This is a genomic window from Schumannella luteola (assembly GCF_013408685.1).
GTDB classification, from domain to species: domain Bacteria; phylum Actinomycetota; class Actinomycetes; order Actinomycetales; family Microbacteriaceae; genus Schumannella; species Schumannella luteola.
Map to the genome: position 1 here is coordinate 1,385,671 of NZ_JACBZY010000001.1, position 17,955 is coordinate 1,403,625.

The following is a 17,955-nucleotide window of genomic DNA, read 5'->3' on the forward strand; positions in this document are numbered from 1 at the left end:
TGAGGTCATCCTTACTTCTACGCTGGAGGGCGTGACGACTCGCATCTTCATCGCCTCAGCAGAAGGTCACACCGGCAAGTCGACCGTCGCCCTCGGCGTGGTCGAGCTGCTGCAGCGCCGCGCCACGCGCGTCGGCGTCTTCCGGCCGGTCGCCCGCACGACGCAGGAGCGCGACTACGTGCTCGAGCTGCTGCTGGCGCACTCGACCGCCGATCTCGACTACGACACCTGCGTCGGCACGAGCTACGAGCGCGTGCACAACGACCCCGATGGGGCGCTCGATGAGATCGTCACGCGCTTCGCGGCGGTGGAGGCGGCGAGCGATGTGGTCGTGATCGTCGGCAGCGACTACACCGACATCGGCAGCCCGACCGAGCTGAGCTTCAACGCCCGCGTCGCCGCGAACCTCGGCGCCCCGGTGCTGCTCGTGCTCGGCGGACGCGGGCAGGATGGCACCGCCGCCCGCACCCCGGCCGAGCTGCGGCAGGTGGCCGAGGTCACCCGCGCCGAGCTGCGCGCCGAGCACGCCGGTCTGCTCGCCGTCGTCGTGAACCGCGCCGATCCCGACCAGCTGGGCGAGGTCGTCGCCGCGGTGGAGGCGGCCGAGCACGGCGCCGGCGGTGCCGCCTCGAGTGATATCCCCGTCTGGGCGATCCCCGAAGACCCGCTGCTCGTCGCGCCGTCGTTCCGCACGCTGGTCGAGTCGCTGGATGCGCGGCTCATCCGCGGCGAGGATGCGCTGCTCGACCGCGAGGTGCTCGGCACCGTGATCGCGGCGATGTCGCTCGAGAACGTGCTGCCGCGCCTGCTCGAGGGCGCGGTCGTCGTGGTTCCGGGAGATCGGTCGGATGTGCTGCTCGGCACGATCCTCGCTCACTCCTCCGACACCTTCCCTTCTCTCGCGGGCGTGCTGCTCAACGGCGGGTTCGAGCCCGCCGCATCCATCACCCGGCTGCTCGACGGCCTCGGCTCGCCGCTGCCGGTCGCGACGGTCGAGTCCGGCACCTTCGACACCGCGGTCGGCATCACGCGAACCCGTGGCCGTCTCGCCGCGGACTCCCCGCGAAAGCAGGAGGCGGCGCTCGCCCTGTTCGAACGCAGCGTCGACGGCGAGGCTCTCGCCTCCCGACTCGACCTCGCGCCCCCGACGGTCGTCACGCCGCTCATGTTCGAGCACGGCCTGCTCGACCGCGCCCGCGCCGACCGCAAGCACATCGTGCTGCCCGAGGGCGACGACGACCGCGTGCTGCAGGCTGCGGGGATGCTGCTGCAGCGCGGCACCGCGCAGCTCACGATCCTCGGCGAGGAGGTGGCGGTGCGCTCCCGCGCCCTCGAGCTCGGCGTCGATCTGCGCGACGCGGCGGTGATCAGCCCCTTCGACGAGCAGCTGCGGCAGCGCTTCGCCGAGGAGTACGCCCGCGTGCGCGCCCACAAGGGCATCACGGTCGGCCAGGCCGCCGACACGGTCACCGACGTCAGCTACTTCGGCACGATGATGGTGCACCTCGGACTCGCCGACGGGATGGTGTCGGGCGCCAAGCACACGACGGCGCACACCATCCGTCCCGCTTTCGAGATCATCAAGACGAAGCCGGGCGTCTCGGTCGTGTCGAGCGTCTTCCTCATGGCGCTCGCCGACCGCGTGCTCGTCTACGGCGACTGCGCGGTGATCCCCGACCCCACCTCCGAGCAGCTCGCCGACATCGCGGTGAGCTCGGCCGCGACCGCCCGGCAGTTCGGCATCGACCCGCGCGTGGCGATGCTGAGCTACTCGACGGGGGAGTCGGGAACGGGCGCCGATGTCGACAAGGTGCGCGCCGCGACGGCGCTCGTGCGCGAGCGCGCCGGGCATCTGCTGGTCGAGGGGCCCATCCAGTACGACGCGGCCGCCGACCCCACCGTGGCGGCCACGAAGATGCCCGATTCGGCCGTCGCGGGCCGTGCGACGGTATTCGTATTCCCCGATCTGAATACAGGCAACAACACCTACAAGGCCGTGCAGCGCAGCGCCGGCGCGGTCGCCATCGGACCCGTGTTGCAGGGTCTCAACAAGCCCATCAACGACCTCTCGCGCGGAGCCCTCGTGCGCGACATCGTCAACACGGTCGCGATCACCGCGATCCAGGCCCAGGGGAGTGCTCAGTGAGCCGCGTCTTCGTCGTCAACTCCGGTTCCTCGTCGATCAAGTACCAGCTCGTCGACCCCGTCGCGGGCGAGACGATCCTCTCGGGAACCCTGCAACGACTGGGCGAGCCGGGCGGTGACGCCGCGAACCACGACGAGGGGATGCGCATCGTGCTCGAGCGACTCGGCCCCGATGCCGAGGTCGCGGCGGTGGGTCACCGCGTCGTGCACGGCGGCGCCCGATTCGACCGCGCGGTGGTCGTGGACGACGCCGTGATCGCCGAGATCGAGAAGCTCAACGACCTCGCCCCGCTGCACAATCCGGCGAACCTCGACGGCATCCGCGCGGCCCGCGCCGCCTTCCCCGATGTGCCCCATGTGGCCGTCTTCGACACCGCCTTTCACCAGTCCATGCCGGAAGAGGCATGGAGATACGCGATCGACCGCGAGCTCGCCGATCGGCACGCGGTGCGGCGCTACGGATTCCACGGAACGAGCGTCAAGTACGTGACCGAGCGGGCCGCCGCGTTCCTCGGCCGGCCGCTCGGCGAGCTCAAGCAGATCGTGCTGCACCTCGGCAACGGCGCGAGCATCACCGCGGTCGACGGCGGCCGCAGCGTCGACACCTCGATGGGCCTCACGCCGCTCGAGGGCCTGGTGATGGGTACCCGCTCGGGCGACCTCGACCCGGCGATCGTGCCCTACCTCGGCCGTGTCGCCGACCTCGACCTCGGCGAGCTGGATGCGCTGCTCAACAAGCGCAGCGGGCTGCTCGGACTCACCGGCACGGGCGACATGCGCGACGTGCAGCGGGCCGCCGCCGAGGGCGAGCCGCGGGCCGAGCAGGCGCTGGCCATCTGGCGGCACCGGGTGAAGCACTACGTCGGCGCCTACGCCGCGATCCTCGGCGGGGTCGACGTGATCGCCTTCACGGCGGGCATCGGCGAGAACAACCCGCTGCTGCGCCGCCGCACGATGACCGGCCTCGAGTTCCTCGGCATCCGCATCGACGACGACCGCAACGAGCTCGACTCCCGCGCCGAGCGCCGCATCTCGCCCGACCGTCAGCCGGTCGAGGTGCTCGTCATCCCGACCGACGAGGAGCTCGAGATCGCGAAGCAGGCGCTCGCGCTGGCGCGCTGATCCTCCGGCTGATCGTCGGGCTGATCCTCAGAGCGCCGCGACGGCCTCCGCGATCGGCGTCGACCCGGTCGTGAGGTCGAACTGCTTCCGCACGGCGCCGCCCGAGCGCAGCAGCTCGGCCAGCACGGCGGCGACGTCGGCGCGGGGGATGTCGCCGCGCGGCAGCTCCGGGGCGGCGGAGACCGAGCCCGTCCCCGGTTCGTCCTTCAGGCCGCCGGGGCGCACGATCGTCCAGTCGAGATCCCGCTCGCGCACGGCCGCATCCGCCTCGCTCTTCGCCCGCAGATAGATCTGGAACACGTCGTCGGACTCGGGGTCGAAGCTGTCGGTGCCGATCGCCGAGACGATCAGATAGCGCCGCACGCCGGCCTGAACGGCGGCATCAGCGAGCAGGATGGCCCCGTCGCGGTCGAGGGTGAGTTTGCGCTCGGCGGTGCTGCCCGGGCCGGCGCCGGCCGCGAAGACGACCGCGTCGGCGCCGGCGATCGCCTCGGCGACCTCCGCGTCGTCGGCCTTCTCGAGGTCGAGCACGACGGGTTCGGCACCGACCGCGCGCAGGTCGTCGCCGTGGTCGGCGTTGCGCACGAGCCCGCGCACGCGGTGCCCGTCGGCGCTGAGCAGGGAAGAGAGCAGAAGGGCGATCTTGCCGTGACCGCCCGCGATCGCGATGTCCATGCCGTCAGTCCACCGCATCCGGCGCGCGGGATGCCGGTGCGGGCGTGATCGCTCAGGAGGCGAGGAGGAACGCGCGGTCGAGACGGCATACGCCGCGCAAAGAAAAGGACCCCCCGCGCACCCGCCAGAGCCCGGTTACCCTTGCTGCGTTTCCGCCCTGGGGGAGTTGGCCTGGATGGCGCCACGCGGGGAGCCGGGGATCAGTCTAGCGGGAGCCGGCGGTGCGGCCGTTCGCGGCCCGACACCATTCATCACCGCGCCCGCGCGTAACTCGAGTTCACGTCGGGCGCAATCCCTCCGGGCGCGTCGGAGCGGATTCGAACCGAGGAGAACCGCATCCTCGGTTGGCCGTCGTCCGCCGCGGTGTCCCGGCATCCTGGGCTACCTCGCCCGCGTTTTCAGGGAGCCGAGTCTGTTTTCGACCGGACGATGTCCGTTTGGTGCCCCCGTGTGCCCGTTTCCGACCGCCTCGCGGCGCCTGGGGGATGCCCGGATGAGTCCGATGGGGGGTTGAAAACGAGCACTGCCCGCGTAATCTGAATGTCAGTCACCCGACGGGGAACCCGAAACCCGGACCAACCACCCGAGTTCGCTCTCCGTCTAGTCGGATCAGGACACGGGGATGTGTGACATGGGGGAAATGACGATGGCGCGTACGCGCGCCGAGAAGTTCAGCACGTGGGGGAGCCGGGGGCTGGCTCTCGTCGCGGCGGTGATGACGGGGGTCTTCCTCGTCGGCATCGCCCCGAGCAGCGCCAGTCCCGGCGACCGCTCCAGCGCGAGCGGCACCTTCCTCTCGGGGTCGCTGGTGAGCGCCATCGACGGCGCGCTCAACACCTCGGCGACGCAGAACCTGGGGACGACGGCGACGCAGATCGACCGGCACAACCTCAACGCCTCGGTGCTGAACGGGTTCAACATCGCGCTGCCGGGCAACCTCGGCATCCCGGTGCACCTGACGAACGCCGGCGCGCTCTCCTCCTATGCGAAGTCCGACCCGGACGCCAGCTCGATCGGCGCCTCCGGTCTCGTCGGCAACGACGGCGTGATCGGCGTCGGCACCGTTCCCCCCAGCCAGGTGCCCGGCAACCTCACCTTCGACCTGCACGACATCCTCGGGGCTCAGCTCACCGGCGAGCTGGCGGATGCGCACCTCGACCTCGGCGCCCTCAGCGCGAGCGCCTCGAGCACCCAGGGCGGCACGCCGGTCGGCAAGTACGAGATCGCCGGCGGCAAGCTGCGCCTCACCAGCAACACGCTGAAGAGCCTCAACGGCATCGTCACGCCGCGCGTCAGCGCGCTGCAGACCACCGTGCAGGGCCAGCTCACGACCGGCGCAGGCACGCTGCTGACGAACACCCAGAACAGCCTGCGCGGCCTGCTCTCGGTCGCCGGCAACCTGATCACGACACCGGCCGCGACCAACAACTCCTCGATCACGGTCGACCTGACGTCGGTCACCCTGCCGCAGACGCTCACCACGGCCGACGGCAGCGTCAGCATCAACCTCACGACCGGCGAGATCTCGGCCGACCTGTCGAAGATCAACGGCGGCCTCAACGGCCTCGACCCGAACACCGAGGTGCTCTCGGCCGCCGCGCTGCAGGCGATCTCGGGATCCGTGCTCTCGCTCGTCGGCTCGGCGGTCGACCAGCTGCAGGCGAACCTGGTGACCGCGATCCGCTCGGCCGCCGTGAACCTCAACGTGCAGCTCGCAGTTCTCGGCAGCCCGGCGATCACGGTCAACGTGGCGGCGCCGCTCGGCCAGCTGCTCGACGGAACCTTCGCCCCGACCGCGGTCAAGGTGAACGCCGTCGGCCTCACCCTCTCGGTCGGCACGGTCGTCGGCCTGCTCACCGGCACGCTCGGCACCCTGCTGACGCAGACCACCGCGAGCGTCGGCACCGCGATCACCGCGCTGCGTCCGCTGCTCATCACCCCGGTGACGAACACGCTGCAGCCGGTCCTGAGCCTGCTCAACACGGTGCTGTCGCTGCGGGCCAACGTGCAGAGTCCCTCGCCCGCGCAGGCGGGCCGGCCGTTCAGCGAGACCGCGCTGCAGCTGCGTCTGCTCAACTTCTCCGCCGGGGGCGGGGATGTGCTCACCCTCAACCTCGCGAACGGCGAGGTCGGCCAGGCGGTCGACGGCAACGCCAAGGCGGTCGCGCCCCGCGTCGACGGGATCAGTCCGTCCAGCGGGCCGGAGGCCGGCGGCACCGTCGTCACCCTGACCGGCGCCGGATTCACCGGAGCCACCGGCGTGACCTTCGGCGGCACGCCCGGCATCATCCAGTCGGTCACCGACACGCAGATCACCGTGAAGACCCCGTTCCACGCGGCAGGGGCGGTGCCGGTCGTCGTCACGACCGCGGCCGGGCCGTCGCAGCCCGGGACCTTCACCTACGTGCCGGCGCTGGCGCTGACCGCGGCCGTGCCGAACACCGGTCCGCTCGCGGGCGGCACCACCGTGATCCTCACTGGCTCGTGCCTCGACACCGTCACCGGCGTGACCTTCGGCGGCACCGCCGGCACGATCGTCAGCCGCGACTCGGCCCAGCAGCTCACCGTCACCACGCCCGCCCACGCGGCGGGAACGGTGGATGTGGGCGTCACCAGCGCCGCCCCGTGCGGCACCACGGCGACCCTGCCCGGCGGCTTCACCTACGCGAACCCGCTGCCCCTCGCGCCGGCCATCGCGAGCATCACGCCCGGCCACGGCCCGGAGACCGGCGGCACCGTCGTCACGATCGCCGGCACCAACCTGGGCGCGACCGGCACGACCGCGGTCACCTTCGACGGCATCCCCGCGACCGCCGTCACCGTGAACGCGGCCGGCACGCAGATCACCGCGACCACGCCGCCGCACACCGCGGCGACCGTCGGCGTCGCCGTCACCACTCCGGCGGGCACCTCGGGCACCAGCCCCTACGTCTACGACCCGGTCATCGCGATCACGACCGTGACGCCGACCTCCGGCCCCGCCGCGGGCGGCACCCCGATCACGATCGACGGCCGCGCCTTCACCGGCGCGACCGGCGTCGACATCGGCGGCGCCCCGGCCACGAACGTCACCGTCGTCAGCGACACCCGCATCACGGCGACGACCCCGGCCGGCACCGCCGGTCCGGCCGACGTGGTCGTGCACGGCACCGCCGCGGTCGGCGGCGACGCCACCGCCCCCGGCGCCTACAGCTACGTCGCCCCGCAGAAGCCGGCCGTGACGAGCTACACCCCGCAGCAGGGCCCGAGCACCGGCGGCACCACGGTGCTCTTCACCGGAACCGGATTCACCGGCACCACCGGCGTGCAGTTCGGCGGCGTGCCCGCCACCGGCGTGCAGATCATCAGCGACACGGCGTTGCGCGCCACGACCGCGGCCCGCACGCCCGGCCAGGTGAGCATCGTCATCCAGCACCCCAACGGCGACACGACGATCGACGGCGGCTACACCTACACACCGCCGCCCGCGCCGACCGCGGCCTCGATCGACCCGGTCGTCGGACCGACCGCCGGCGGCACGGCCACGACCATCACCGGCACCGGCTTCACCGGCGCGACCGGCGTGACCTTCGACGGCACCGCCGGAACCGCGTTCACTGTCGTCTCGCCCACCCAGATCACCGTCACCACCCCGGCGCACGCCGCCGGACCGGTGGATGTGGTGGTGCAGCACCCGAGCGGCGCCGCGACGCTGGCGGGCGGCTTCACCTTCCAGCCGCCGGCCGTGCCGAACGTGACCACCGTCTCGCCGGCCAGCGGAACGCAGCTCGGCGGCACCGTCGTCACGATCACCGGCACCGACCTCGGCGGCACGACCGGAGTGACCTTCGGCGGCACCGCCGGAACCGGCCTCGTCGTCACCCCGACCCAGGTGACGGTCACGACGCCGGCGCACGCGCCGGGCGCGGTCGACCTGGTCGTGCAGGCGCCCGGCGGCGACGTCACCCGCTCGTTCACCTTCATCCCCGACGGTGCGCCCGTCGTGACCGCGCACACGCCGGTCACCGGCCCGACCGCCGGCGGCACCGCCGTCACGATCACCGGAACCGACCTCGACGGCGTCACCGCCGTGCAGTTCGGCACGACCGCGGGCACGATCACGAGCCAGTCGCCCACGCAGATCGTGGTCACCAGCCCGGCGCACGCCGCCGGGTCGGTGAACCTCGTGCTGCGCGACCCGGCCGGCGACGTCACCATCGCCGACGGATTCCTGTTCCGCGACCCGCAGGCGCCGACCACGTCGAACCTGGCCCCGGCCACCGGCCCGACCGCGGGCGGCACGAACGTCACGATCACCGGCACCGGCTTCAGCGGCGCCACCGGCGTGACCTTCGGCGGCGACGCGGGCACCGCGTTCACGATCGTCAGCGACACCCAGATCACGGTCGCCTCGCCCGCTCACGCGGCCGGCGGCGTGCCCGTGGTGGTGCAGCACCCCGACGGAGCCTCGGCGCCGATCACCTTCACCTACACGGTCGCGACCCCGGTCATCGGCTCGATCACGCCGAACACCGGCTCGACCGCCGGCGGCGACGTGGTGCGCATCACCGGCACGGCCCTCGGCGACGCCTCCGCGGTCTCCTTCGGCGGCAGCGCCGGCACCGGGATCACCCGCGTCGACGCCGACACGATCGACGTCACCACCCCGGCCCACGCGGCGGGCGCGGTGAACGTGACCGTGACGACGCCCGGCGGCACCTCGGCCCCGCTCACCGGCGGCTTCACCTTCCTGCAGCCGGCCCCGCAGCCGACGATCGGCGGCATCGCGCCGCTCTCGGGTCCGACCGGCGGCGGCACGAGCGTGACGATCACCGGCACCGGCTTCACCGGCACGACCGGCGCTGACGCCGTCACCTTCGGCGGAACCCCGGCGACGAGCTACACGGTCGACAGCGACACCCAGATCACCGCCGTCACCCCGGCGCACGCCGCCGGCGCGGTGGATGTCGCGGTCACCGCCCCCGGCGGAACCGTCACCCAGACGAACGGCTACAGCTTCCGGCCCGGCCCGGCCATCACCGGCCTGACCCCGGCGAGCGGCCCGATCGCCGGCGGCACGAGCGTCACGATCATCGGCTCGAACCTCACCGACGCGGGCGCCGTCAGCTTCGGCGGCGTGGCCGCGACGAGCTTCACGGTCGACAGCGACACCCAGATCACCGCGGTCGCCCCGGCGCACGCCTCGGGTGCGGTGGATGTCGTCGTCACCACGCCCTTCGGCGGCGCCACGAGCGCGGGCGCCTTCACCTACCTGCCGCCGGCCGCGGCGGCGAGCGTGACTCCCGCATCCGGCCCCGACACCGGCCAGCAGACGGTCACGATCACCGGCACCGGCTTCACCGGCGCGACCGGGGTGACGATCGGCGGCACCGCGGCGACGAACGTCACCGTCGTCGACGCCGAGCACATCACCGCGACCACCCCGGCGCACGTCGCCGGCACCGTCGACGTGGTCGTGCAGCACCCGGCGGGCGACAGCACGCTGGCGGGCGCGTACTCCTTCATCAGCACGGCCCCGCCGACCGCGAACGGCCTCACGCCGAACACCGGCTCGGCCGCGGGCGGCACGACCGTCACGATCGACGGCTCGGGCTTCACCGGCTCGACCGGGGTCACGTTCGACGGCACCGCCGGCGTCGGGTTCACGGTCAGCCCCGACGGCACCAGCATCACGGTCACGACCCCGGCGCACGCCGCCGGCAACGTGCCGGTCGTCGTGCAGCACCCGAACGGCGACGTGACCCTCGCGGATCCCTTCACCTTCACAGCCATCCCGCCGTCGATCCAGTCCATCGACCCGAACGCGGGCGATGCGGCCGGCGGCACCACCGTGACGATCAGCGGCCCGGGCCTCGGCGCGGCGACCGCGGTCAGCTTCGGCGGCGCCGACGCCGGCACCGTGACCCGCATCAGCGACGACAGCATCAGCGTCGCCACGCCGGCCCACGCGGCCGGAGCGGTGGATGTGGTCGTCACCCTGCCGAGCGGCTCGCTCACGTCGACGAACGGCTTCACCTACACCGGCGGCACGCCCGTGCCGCCGACTGCGAGCGGCCTCACGCCGGTCAGCGGCACGACCGCGGGCGGCACGACGATCACGATCACCGGAACCGGCCTCACCGGCACGACCGGCGTCGCGATCGACGGCGTCGTGCAGCCGGTCACGGTCGTGAACGACACGACGGTCACCGTCACCAGCCCGGCGCACGCCGCCGGTGGCGTCGCCCTCGAGGTGCAGCACCCGAACGGGAACGTCGCCGTTCCGGGCACCTTCACCTACGTCGCCCCGCCGGCCTCGATCGACTCGATCACGCCGAACAGCGGACCGGCCGCCGGCGACACCACGGTGACGCTGAGCGGATCCGGCCTCGGCGACGCGACCGGCGTCACCTTCGGCGGGCTCGCCGGAACGCAGCTGACGCGCGTCGACGCGGACACGATCACCGCGCACACCCCGGCGCACTCCGCCGGAGCGGTGGATGTGACGGTCACTCTGCCGACGGCCACGCTCACCACGACGGGCGGCTTCACCTACACGGGTGCGCCGACCGCCCCGACGGCGAGCGCGATCGACCCGGCCACCGGCAGCACCGCGGGCGGCACGACGACGACGATCACCGGAACCGGCTTCACGGGCGCGACCGGAGTGACCTTCGGCGGCGCGACCGGCACCTCGTTCTCGGTGACGAACGACACCACGATCGTCGTCACCTCGCCCGCCGGCGCCGCGGGGAACGCCGCGGTCGTCGTGCAGCACCCGAACGGGAACGCGACCGTGCCCGGCGGATTCACCTACACCGGCACCGCCCCGTCGATCACCGCGATCACGCCCGACAACGGCCCCGCCGCCGGCGGAACCACCGTCACGATCACCGGCCCCGGCATCGCCGCCGCCACGAACGTGACCTTCGGCGGCATCCCCGGCACCGACCTCACCCCCGGCGCCGACGGCGACGAGAACAGCCTCAGCGTCACCACGCCGGCGCACTCCGCCGGAGCGGTGGATGTGGTCGTCACCCTGCCGAGCGGCCCGCTGACCTCGACGGGCGGCTTCACCTACACCGGCGCCCCGACCGCGCCCACCGCCACCGGGCTCGACCCGAGCAGCGGCGCCACGGTCGGCGGCACCACGGTCGTCGTGCACGGCACCGGCTTCACCGGCGCCACCGGGGTCACCTTCGGCGGCACCGCGGGCACCTCCTTCGTCGTGACGAACGACACGACGATCACGGTGACCACGCCCGCCGGCACCGCCGGCACCGCGGCGGTCGTCGTGCGGCACCCGAACGGCGACGCGACCGTGCCCGGCGGCTTCACCTACACGGCGCCGCCCGCCTCCATCCAGACGATCGCGCCGACCAGCGGCCCCGCCGCGGGCGGAACCGAGGTCACGATCACCGGACCGGGCCTCGGCGCGGCGACCGGCGTGAGCTTCGGCGGCACGGCCGGCACCGGCCTCGTGTCGAACGGCGCCGACTCGATCACCGTCACCGCCCCGGCGCACGCCGCCGGAGCCGTGGATGTGGTCGTCACCCTGCCGAGCACGACGCTCACCTCGACCGGCGGCTTCACCTACACCGGAGCCCCGGTGCCGCCGACCGCGAGCTCGATGACGCCCACCAGCGGCGGCACCGCGGGCGGCACCACCGTCACGATCACCGGAACCGGCTTCGCCGGAGCGACCGGCGTCACCTTCGACGGCGCCCCCGGCGGCTCGTTCACGATCGTGAACGACACCACCATCACGGTGGCGGCGCCCGCCCACGCGGCCGGCAGCGTCCCGGTGCTCGTGCAGCACCCGAACGGCAACCCGACCGTGCCCGGCGGCTTCACCTACCTCGCGACCGCGCCGAGCATCCAGTCGGTCTCGCCGAACGCCGGACCGGCCGACGGCGGCACCGTCGTCACGATCAGCGGCCCCGGCGTCGGCTCCGCCACCGCGGTGACCATCGGCGGGACGCCCGCCACCGGCCTCACCGTCGTGGATGCCGACACCGTCACCGTCGTCAGCCCGGCCCACGCGCCCGGCGCCGCCGACGTGGTCGTGACGCTGCCGACCGTGACGCTCACCAGCGTCGGCGGCTTCACCTTCGCCGGGGTCGCCCCCAGCGTCGGCACCGTCACGCCGAACGCCGGACCGGCGGAGGGCGGCACCAGCGTCACCCTCGGCGGCGAGGGCCTCACCGGCACCACCGACGTCGAGTTCGGCGGAACGCCGGGCACCGACGTCACGGTCGTCGACGACAACACCGTCACGGTCACGACGCCCGGGCACGCGCCCGGCAACGTGCGCATCCTCATCCGCAACCCGAAGGGCGACGTGACCCTCGACGACGGATTCGGCTACGTCGGCGCCGACGACCCGGTGGTCACCGACGTCAGCCACGACACCCTGCCCACCGGCGGCGTGCGCATCCGCATCTTCGGGCGCAACTTCGCCAACGCGACCGGTGTCACCTTCGACGGCGTGCTCGGCTCGGGCTTCACCGTCATCGACGACAACACGATCGAGGTCATCGCCCCGCCGCACGCCCCCGGCGACGTGCAGGTGCGCATCCTGACCGCGACGGGAGGCTCGCTCCCCTGGACGATGACCTACGTCGCGGCAGCAGACCCCGGCACGCCGGGCGACGGTTCGGGTCCGTCGTCCAGCGCCGCCGGAAGCGGTGGCCTCGCGGCCACCGGCACCGATGGAGGTCGGTGGGTATTCGGGGCTCTCGCGATGCTGTTCGCGGGTGCAGCCCTCCTCCTCCACGGTGCACGCCGCCGGCGGTTCGCCCGCCGGTGACCGGGCGGGGGAGCCCTTCGGGTGGGCTCCCCCGCTTCGCCCGGGTCCGTTCGATCGGGTTCCCGATCAGCGGCTCGGCCCAGAAGCTCTCTCTCCCGCACACCTGAACAGAACCTCCGGCGCGGACGATCGCATCCCCTCTTTCAGCGGTCGTCCGCGTCGGTCGTCTGCGCGGTCTCGGCGGCTGCTCGGCGCGACGCGCGCGGGGGTGGATGCGGCCCTCCTCCGGGCCGGTCGGCGTCGGTGGTCGCGGGTAGTCTGTGCGGGTGGTCACAGCCCTGTATCGCCGGTACCGACCGGAGAACTTCGCCGAGCTGATCGGACAGTCGCAGGTGACCGATCCGCTGCGCACCGCCCTGCGCACCGACCGGGTCAACCACGCCTATCTCTTCAGCGGCCCGCGCGGCTGCGGCAAGACCACGAGCGCGCGCATCCTCGCCCGCTGCCTCAACTGCGTCGAGGGCCCCACCGACACCCCCTGCGGCGTCTGCCCGAGCTGCGTCGAGCTCGCGCGCGGCGGCGGCGGATCGCTCGACGTGATCGAGATCGACGCGGCCAGCCACAACGGCGTCGACGACGCCCGCGACCTGCGCGACCGCGCCGCCTTCGCACCGGCCCGCGACCGCTTCAAGATCTTCATCCTCGACGAGGCCCACATGGTCACGAGCGCGGGATTCAACGCCCTGCTCAAGCTCGTCGAAGAGCCGCCGGAGCACGTCAAGTTCATCTTCGCCACGACCGAGCCCGAGAAGGTCATCGGCACGATCCGCTCGCGCACGCACCACTACCCCTTCCGGCTGGTGCCGCCCGCGACGATGCTCGACTACCTGCAGCAGCTCTGCGAGAGCGAGGGCGTCGAGGTTCAGCCGGGCGTGCTGCCGCTCGTCGTGCGCGCCGGCGGTGGTTCGGTGCGCGACACCCTGTCGCTGCTCGACCAGCTCATCGCCGGCAGCGAGGGCGCCCTCGTGCAGTACGAGCGCGCGGTCGCGCTGCTCGGCTTCACCCACGGCGCCCTGCTCGACGAGATCGTGGATGCGCTGGCCGTCGCCGACGCGCCGGGCGCCTTCGCCGGGGTCGACCGCGTCATCCAGACCGGCCAGGATCCGCGCCGCTTCGTCGAGGACCTGCTCGAGCGCCTGCGCGATCTCATCGTCGTCGCCGCGACCCGCGAGGGCGCCGCGGCCGTGCTACGCGGTGTTCCCGCCGACGAGCTCGAGCACATGGGCCGTCAGGCCGGGGCCTTCGGCACCGCGGCCCTGTCGCGCGCCGCCGACATCGCCAACAGCGCGCTGACCGAGATGTCGGGCGCCACCTCGCCGCGCCTGCACCTCGAGCTGCTGCTCGCCCGCCTGCTCGTGCCCGCCGCCGATGCGACCGAGCGCGGCGCGCTGGCGCGCGTCGAGCGGCTCGAGCGCCGGGTCGGCATCCAGGATGCGACCGGGTCGGGCGCCTCGGGCGCGGCGCCGGTGTCGGGTTCGGGCGCAGGATCCGACTCAGGCGCGGGATCCGCGTCGGGCTCGGCCGGTTGGTCGGGTTCGACGGGTTCAACGGGCGACGTTCCGCCCACGGAGTCAGGTCTCACCGGGATCGCGGCGATGCGCGCCGCATCGCCGCGCGCGAAGGCGGCCGCCGCGGCCGCAGCCGCCGCCGCGGCCGCAGCCGCCGCCGCGGCCGGTCAGAATCCTTCGGGGCAGGGGGCTTCGGGGCAGGGCGTGTCAGGGCAGGGCGCTGCGGCATCGTCGTCGACCGGCTCGAGCTCGTCGGCTCCCGTCTCGTCGGCTCCGGGCTCGTCCCAGCCGGTCTCGTCGGCGCCGAGCGCTCCCGCCGACTCCGTCGACGGGGCGTCCGCCGCCGGTTCGCCGGGCGATGGTGTCGCCGCCGAGGCGTCGTCGGCCGCACCCGGCTCGCGCGACGCGGCCCCCGCATCCACGTCATCCGCCGACGCCGCAGCCGGCGCGCAGTCCGGCGACGGCGCTGAGCGCGACGCCGCCGCACCGCGCGCGCCCGAGCTGCCGGCCGAGACCGCCGTGCCGACCTCCGAGCCGCGTCGGGCCGAGCGACCCGAGGCGCCGGCGCCGGTCGGACCGGTCACCGTGCAGCAGCTGCGCGACGCCTGGCCCGAGGTGCTCGAGGTCGTGCAGAAGTCGCGGCGCCAGGCCTGGATGGTCGTGCTCACCGCGACCGTGCTCGACCTGAACGGCGACGTGCTCGTGCTGAGCTTCCCGAGCGAGAAGGACTCCGAGGGCTTCAAGGGCAGCGCGCAGGCCGCGCTCGAGACGCCGAGCGAGCAGCTGCGCGCAGCGATCCAGCAGGTGCTCGGCATCCGGGTGAAGTTCCTCGTCCGCCGCGGCGGCCCGGGTCAGGGCGGCACCGGCGGGCAGGGCGGACCCGGGCAGGGCGGCGCCGGGCCGACCGGCGCCGGGCGCCCGGCCGGCACTGCCGGCGACCCCGCCGCGGCTCCCTCGAACGCCGACGCCGGCGGATCGTCGGCGCCGACCGGTGGGCCGAGCTCGGACAGCCGCCCCGCGGCGTCGGGGTCGGCATCCGGCTCCGCGTCCTCGACGTCGACCGCCGGTGGCGCCGGGCCGCGCGGCGCGGATTCCCGTTCGCGGTCGTCAGCCCCCGCGAGCTCGTCGGGCTCGGCGTCGACGCCCTCCGCATCGGCCGCCCCTGCCGCACCCGCGTCGCCGGGCGGCTGGAATGTCGCGCGCATCCCCGACTCCGACCCGACCGCCCAGCCGGCTGCCGCGCAGCCCGACGCGGCCGACCCCGAGATCGAGCCCATCGTGGGCGGCAAGGACGCCGACGGCTGGGCCGCGCCCGGCCTCGACTCGGGGGCGTCGTTCGATGGCCCCGCCGTCGACCTGTCGTCGCTGCCCGACTCGATCCGGCCCGCGTCCGCGCTGCGCGGTGGGCCGAAGGCCGGTCCCGGTCCCGCCGTCGGCACGGTCCCCGCGCGCGGGGGCTCGGGTGCCGCCGACGCGTCCGGTGCGGGGTCGAGCAGCTCCCCGGCCTCCGAGCCCGAGCCGCGCGACGAAGATGCCCCGCCGGACTACGACGCACCGCCGCCGCCCGACGAGGGCGGGCGTCCCGCCGGACGCAGCTCCGCATCCGCCTCCGCGCCGTCGACCGCCGCGCCGACGACGGCCGCCGCGCCGCGGCCAGCCCGTCAGGCGCCCACGGCGCCGCGTCGCCCCGGCGCGCCCACCGGTCAGCGCTACGGCGAGGCCGTCGTGCGCGAGATCCTGGGCGCGACCTTCATCGAAGAGCACACGATCGCCCCGACGGTGAAGCCCGTGGCCGAGCCGCCGCGCGGGGATGACTTCTGATGTACGAGGGGATCGTCCAGGAGCTGATCGACGAGCTCGGCCGCCTGCCCGGCGTCGGCCCGAAGTCGGCGCAGCGCATCGCCTTCCACATCGTGCAGACCGAGAGCTACGACCCGACGCGTCTGTCGGAGGTGCTCGCCGAGGTACGCGACAAGGTGCGCTTCTGCCAGCAGTGCGGCAACGTCGCCGAGGGCGAGCTGTGCTCGATCTGCCGTGACCCGCGTCGCGTTCCGAGCGTGATCTGCGTGGTCGAGGAGGCGAAGGACGTCGTCGCGATCGAGCGCACCCGCGAGTTCCGCGGGCTGTACCACGTGCTCGGCGGCGCCATCAGCCCGATCGACGGCATCGGCCCCGATCAGCTGCGCATCACCCAGCTCGTGCAGCGCCTCGCCGACGGCACCGTCACCGAGGTCATCATCGCGACCGACCCGAACCTCGAGGGCGAGGCGACCGCGACCTACCTCTCGCGGCTGCTCATCCAGCCGGGACTCCGGGTCAGCCGCCTCGCGTCCGGGCTCCCGGTCGGCGGCGACCTCGAGTACGCCGACGAGGTCACCCTCGGGCGCGCCTTCGAGGGCCGCCGCGTCGTCGAGCACTGACCGGGCGGATGCGCGTGCGCTCGACTCCCGTGCGTTCGATTCCCGTGCCGCCCGCGCGCCCCGTTGCGCACGCGGGCTCTGGCCTGCGTGCGCACCCTGTTCTGCCCTTCCCTGGCGCCCGGAACCTGCCCGAGTTGCCCACTTCGGTCGGGTTCCGTGCGCCGAACCCGGCCGAACTGGGCGACTCGCCGGCTGGTGATCCCGAGTTGCCCACTTCCGCGGCGTGCCGGATCCCGATGATCGCGGATTCGGGCAACTCATGTGCTCGCCCGGTCGGCATGACCGCGAGCGTCGACGCGGGCCGTGGCTCGAGCCTCGACAGGATGCGGCCGTGGCGCTGACGCCGGAGCGTCGCGCCGAGCTGGTGGCGCTGCGCCGCGCCCGCGACCTCATGGATCGCGAGTTCGCGAGCGGCCTCGACGTCGCCGCGGTCGCCCGCCACGCGCACATGTCGTCGGCGCACTTCTCGCGCCGCTTCCGCGCCGCCTACGGCGAGACGCCGAACGCCTACCTGATGACCCGCCGCGTCGAGCGGGCGATGATGCTGCTGCGCGGCGGCGCGAGCGTGACCGAGGCGTGTATGGCCGTCGGATACAGCTCTCTCGGCTCCTTCAGCACGGCGTTCACGAGCATCACGGGCGAGTCGCCGAGTGCGTATCGCGCCCGACCGCACTCGCCTTTCGAGGAGATGCCGGCCTGCGTCGCCCGCTCCGTGGCCCGCCCGACGCGGCTGCCGCGCCCGCTGGCCGCTCCGCCCTCCGCATCCTCGTAGCCCGTCCCGCTCGCTGGCATCACCCCGACGCGATCGAGCAGGATCCGAGAAGCCGGATGCGCATCCGCCCGCCTAGCGTGAACGTCATGAGCATCGGACTCCGCTTCGTGAACATCACCGTCGATGACGTCGACGCCGCGATCGCGTTCTACCGCGACGGCCTCGGCTACGAGACCCGCAACGACATCGCCTACGGCGACGGACGCTGGGTCACCCTGGGCGTGCCCGGCGAGGCCGCCGAGATCGTCCTCTCCCAGCCGCACGCGGGCCGCGCGCCCGCCGACGCCGAGGCGATCGGCGAGCTGCTCGCCAAGGGACTGCTGCCGAACATCGTCTTCCTCAGCGACGACGTGGATGCGGCCTTCGCCCGACTGCAGCAGGCCGGCGCCGAGATCGTGCAGGAGCCGACCGACCAGGACTGGGGCCCGCGCGACTGCGCCGTGCGCGACCCCGCCGGCAACATGGTGCGCATCTCGGCCGCCTGAGCCGCGGTCCCTTCTCCGCGAGAGTACGTACTTTGCGGCG

General features: G+C 73.6%; 8 protein-coding genes and 1 other RNA gene. 7 read left to right on the plus strand and 2 right to left on the minus strand.

The genetic code is table 11. The annotated features are described in order from the left end of the window. The first annotated feature begins 31 nt into the window (after positions 1-31). Both pta and BJ979_RS06200 read left to right on the plus strand, forming a co-directional pair. Complete coding sequence (gene pta / locus BJ979_RS06195; RefSeq protein ID WP_179566211.1) at positions 32-2,146, plus strand: phosphate acetyltransferase; 2,115 nt, start codon at positions 32-34, stop codon at positions 2,144-2,146. Continuing rightward, positions 2,143-3,267 (plus strand): acetate/propionate family kinase, encoded by a 1,125-nt coding sequence (locus tag BJ979_RS06200; protein ID WP_179566213.1) that lies wholly within the window; start codon positions 2,143-2,145, stop codon positions 3,265-3,267. Before pta ends, BJ979_RS06200 begins: the two co-directional genes overlap by 4 nt. 27 nt (positions 3,268-3,294) lie before the next feature. Here the strand turns inward: BJ979_RS06200 and BJ979_RS06205 are convergent, their stop codons facing one another. Then, positions 3,295-3,942: an SDR family oxidoreductase gene (locus tag BJ979_RS06205; protein ID WP_179566215.1), complete on the minus strand. Its 648-nt coding sequence runs from the start codon at positions 3,940-3,942 to the stop codon at positions 3,295-3,297. A 101-nt stretch (positions 3,943-4,043) separates the two neighbouring features. After that, an RNA gene (gene ffs, locus BJ979_RS06210) (signal recognition particle sRNA small type) lies at positions 4,044-4,140 on the minus strand. 448 nt (positions 4,141-4,588) lie between these two features. Between ffs and BJ979_RS06215 the strand changes: the two genes are divergently transcribed. The 5 genes from BJ979_RS06215 (at position 4,589) to BJ979_RS06235 (ending at position 17,915) form a co-directional block, all read left to right on the plus strand. Beyond that, positions 4,589-12,730: an IPT/TIG domain-containing protein gene (locus BJ979_RS06215; RefSeq protein ID WP_179566217.1), complete on the plus strand. Its 8,142-nt coding sequence runs from the start codon at positions 4,589-4,591 to the stop codon at positions 12,728-12,730. 266 nt (positions 12,731-12,996) lie between these two features. After that, positions 12,997-16,059, plus strand: a complete 3,063-nt coding sequence (locus BJ979_RS06220) for a DNA polymerase III subunit gamma and tau (RefSeq protein ID WP_179566220.1) — start codon at positions 12,997-12,999, stop codon at positions 16,057-16,059. Then, positions 16,059-16,658 carry a recombination mediator RecR gene (gene recR, locus BJ979_RS06225; protein WP_141161861.1) on the plus strand — a complete coding sequence of 200 codons (600 nt, stop codon included), beginning with the start codon at positions 16,059-16,061 and terminating at the stop codon, positions 16,656-16,658. The genes BJ979_RS06220 and recR overlap by 1 nt, the downstream gene beginning before the upstream one ends. A 337-nt stretch (positions 16,659-16,995) precedes the next feature. After that, a complete protein-coding gene (locus tag BJ979_RS06230; protein WP_246286995.1) occupies positions 16,996-17,430 on the plus strand; it encodes a helix-turn-helix transcriptional regulator in 435 nt (144 codons plus the stop codon). A gap of 86 nt (positions 17,431-17,516) precedes the next feature. Then, positions 17,517-17,915, plus strand: a complete 399-nt coding sequence (locus tag BJ979_RS06235) for a VOC family protein (RefSeq protein ID WP_179566222.1) — start codon at positions 17,517-17,519, stop codon at positions 17,913-17,915. Positions 17,916-17,955: the final 40 nt, after the last annotated feature.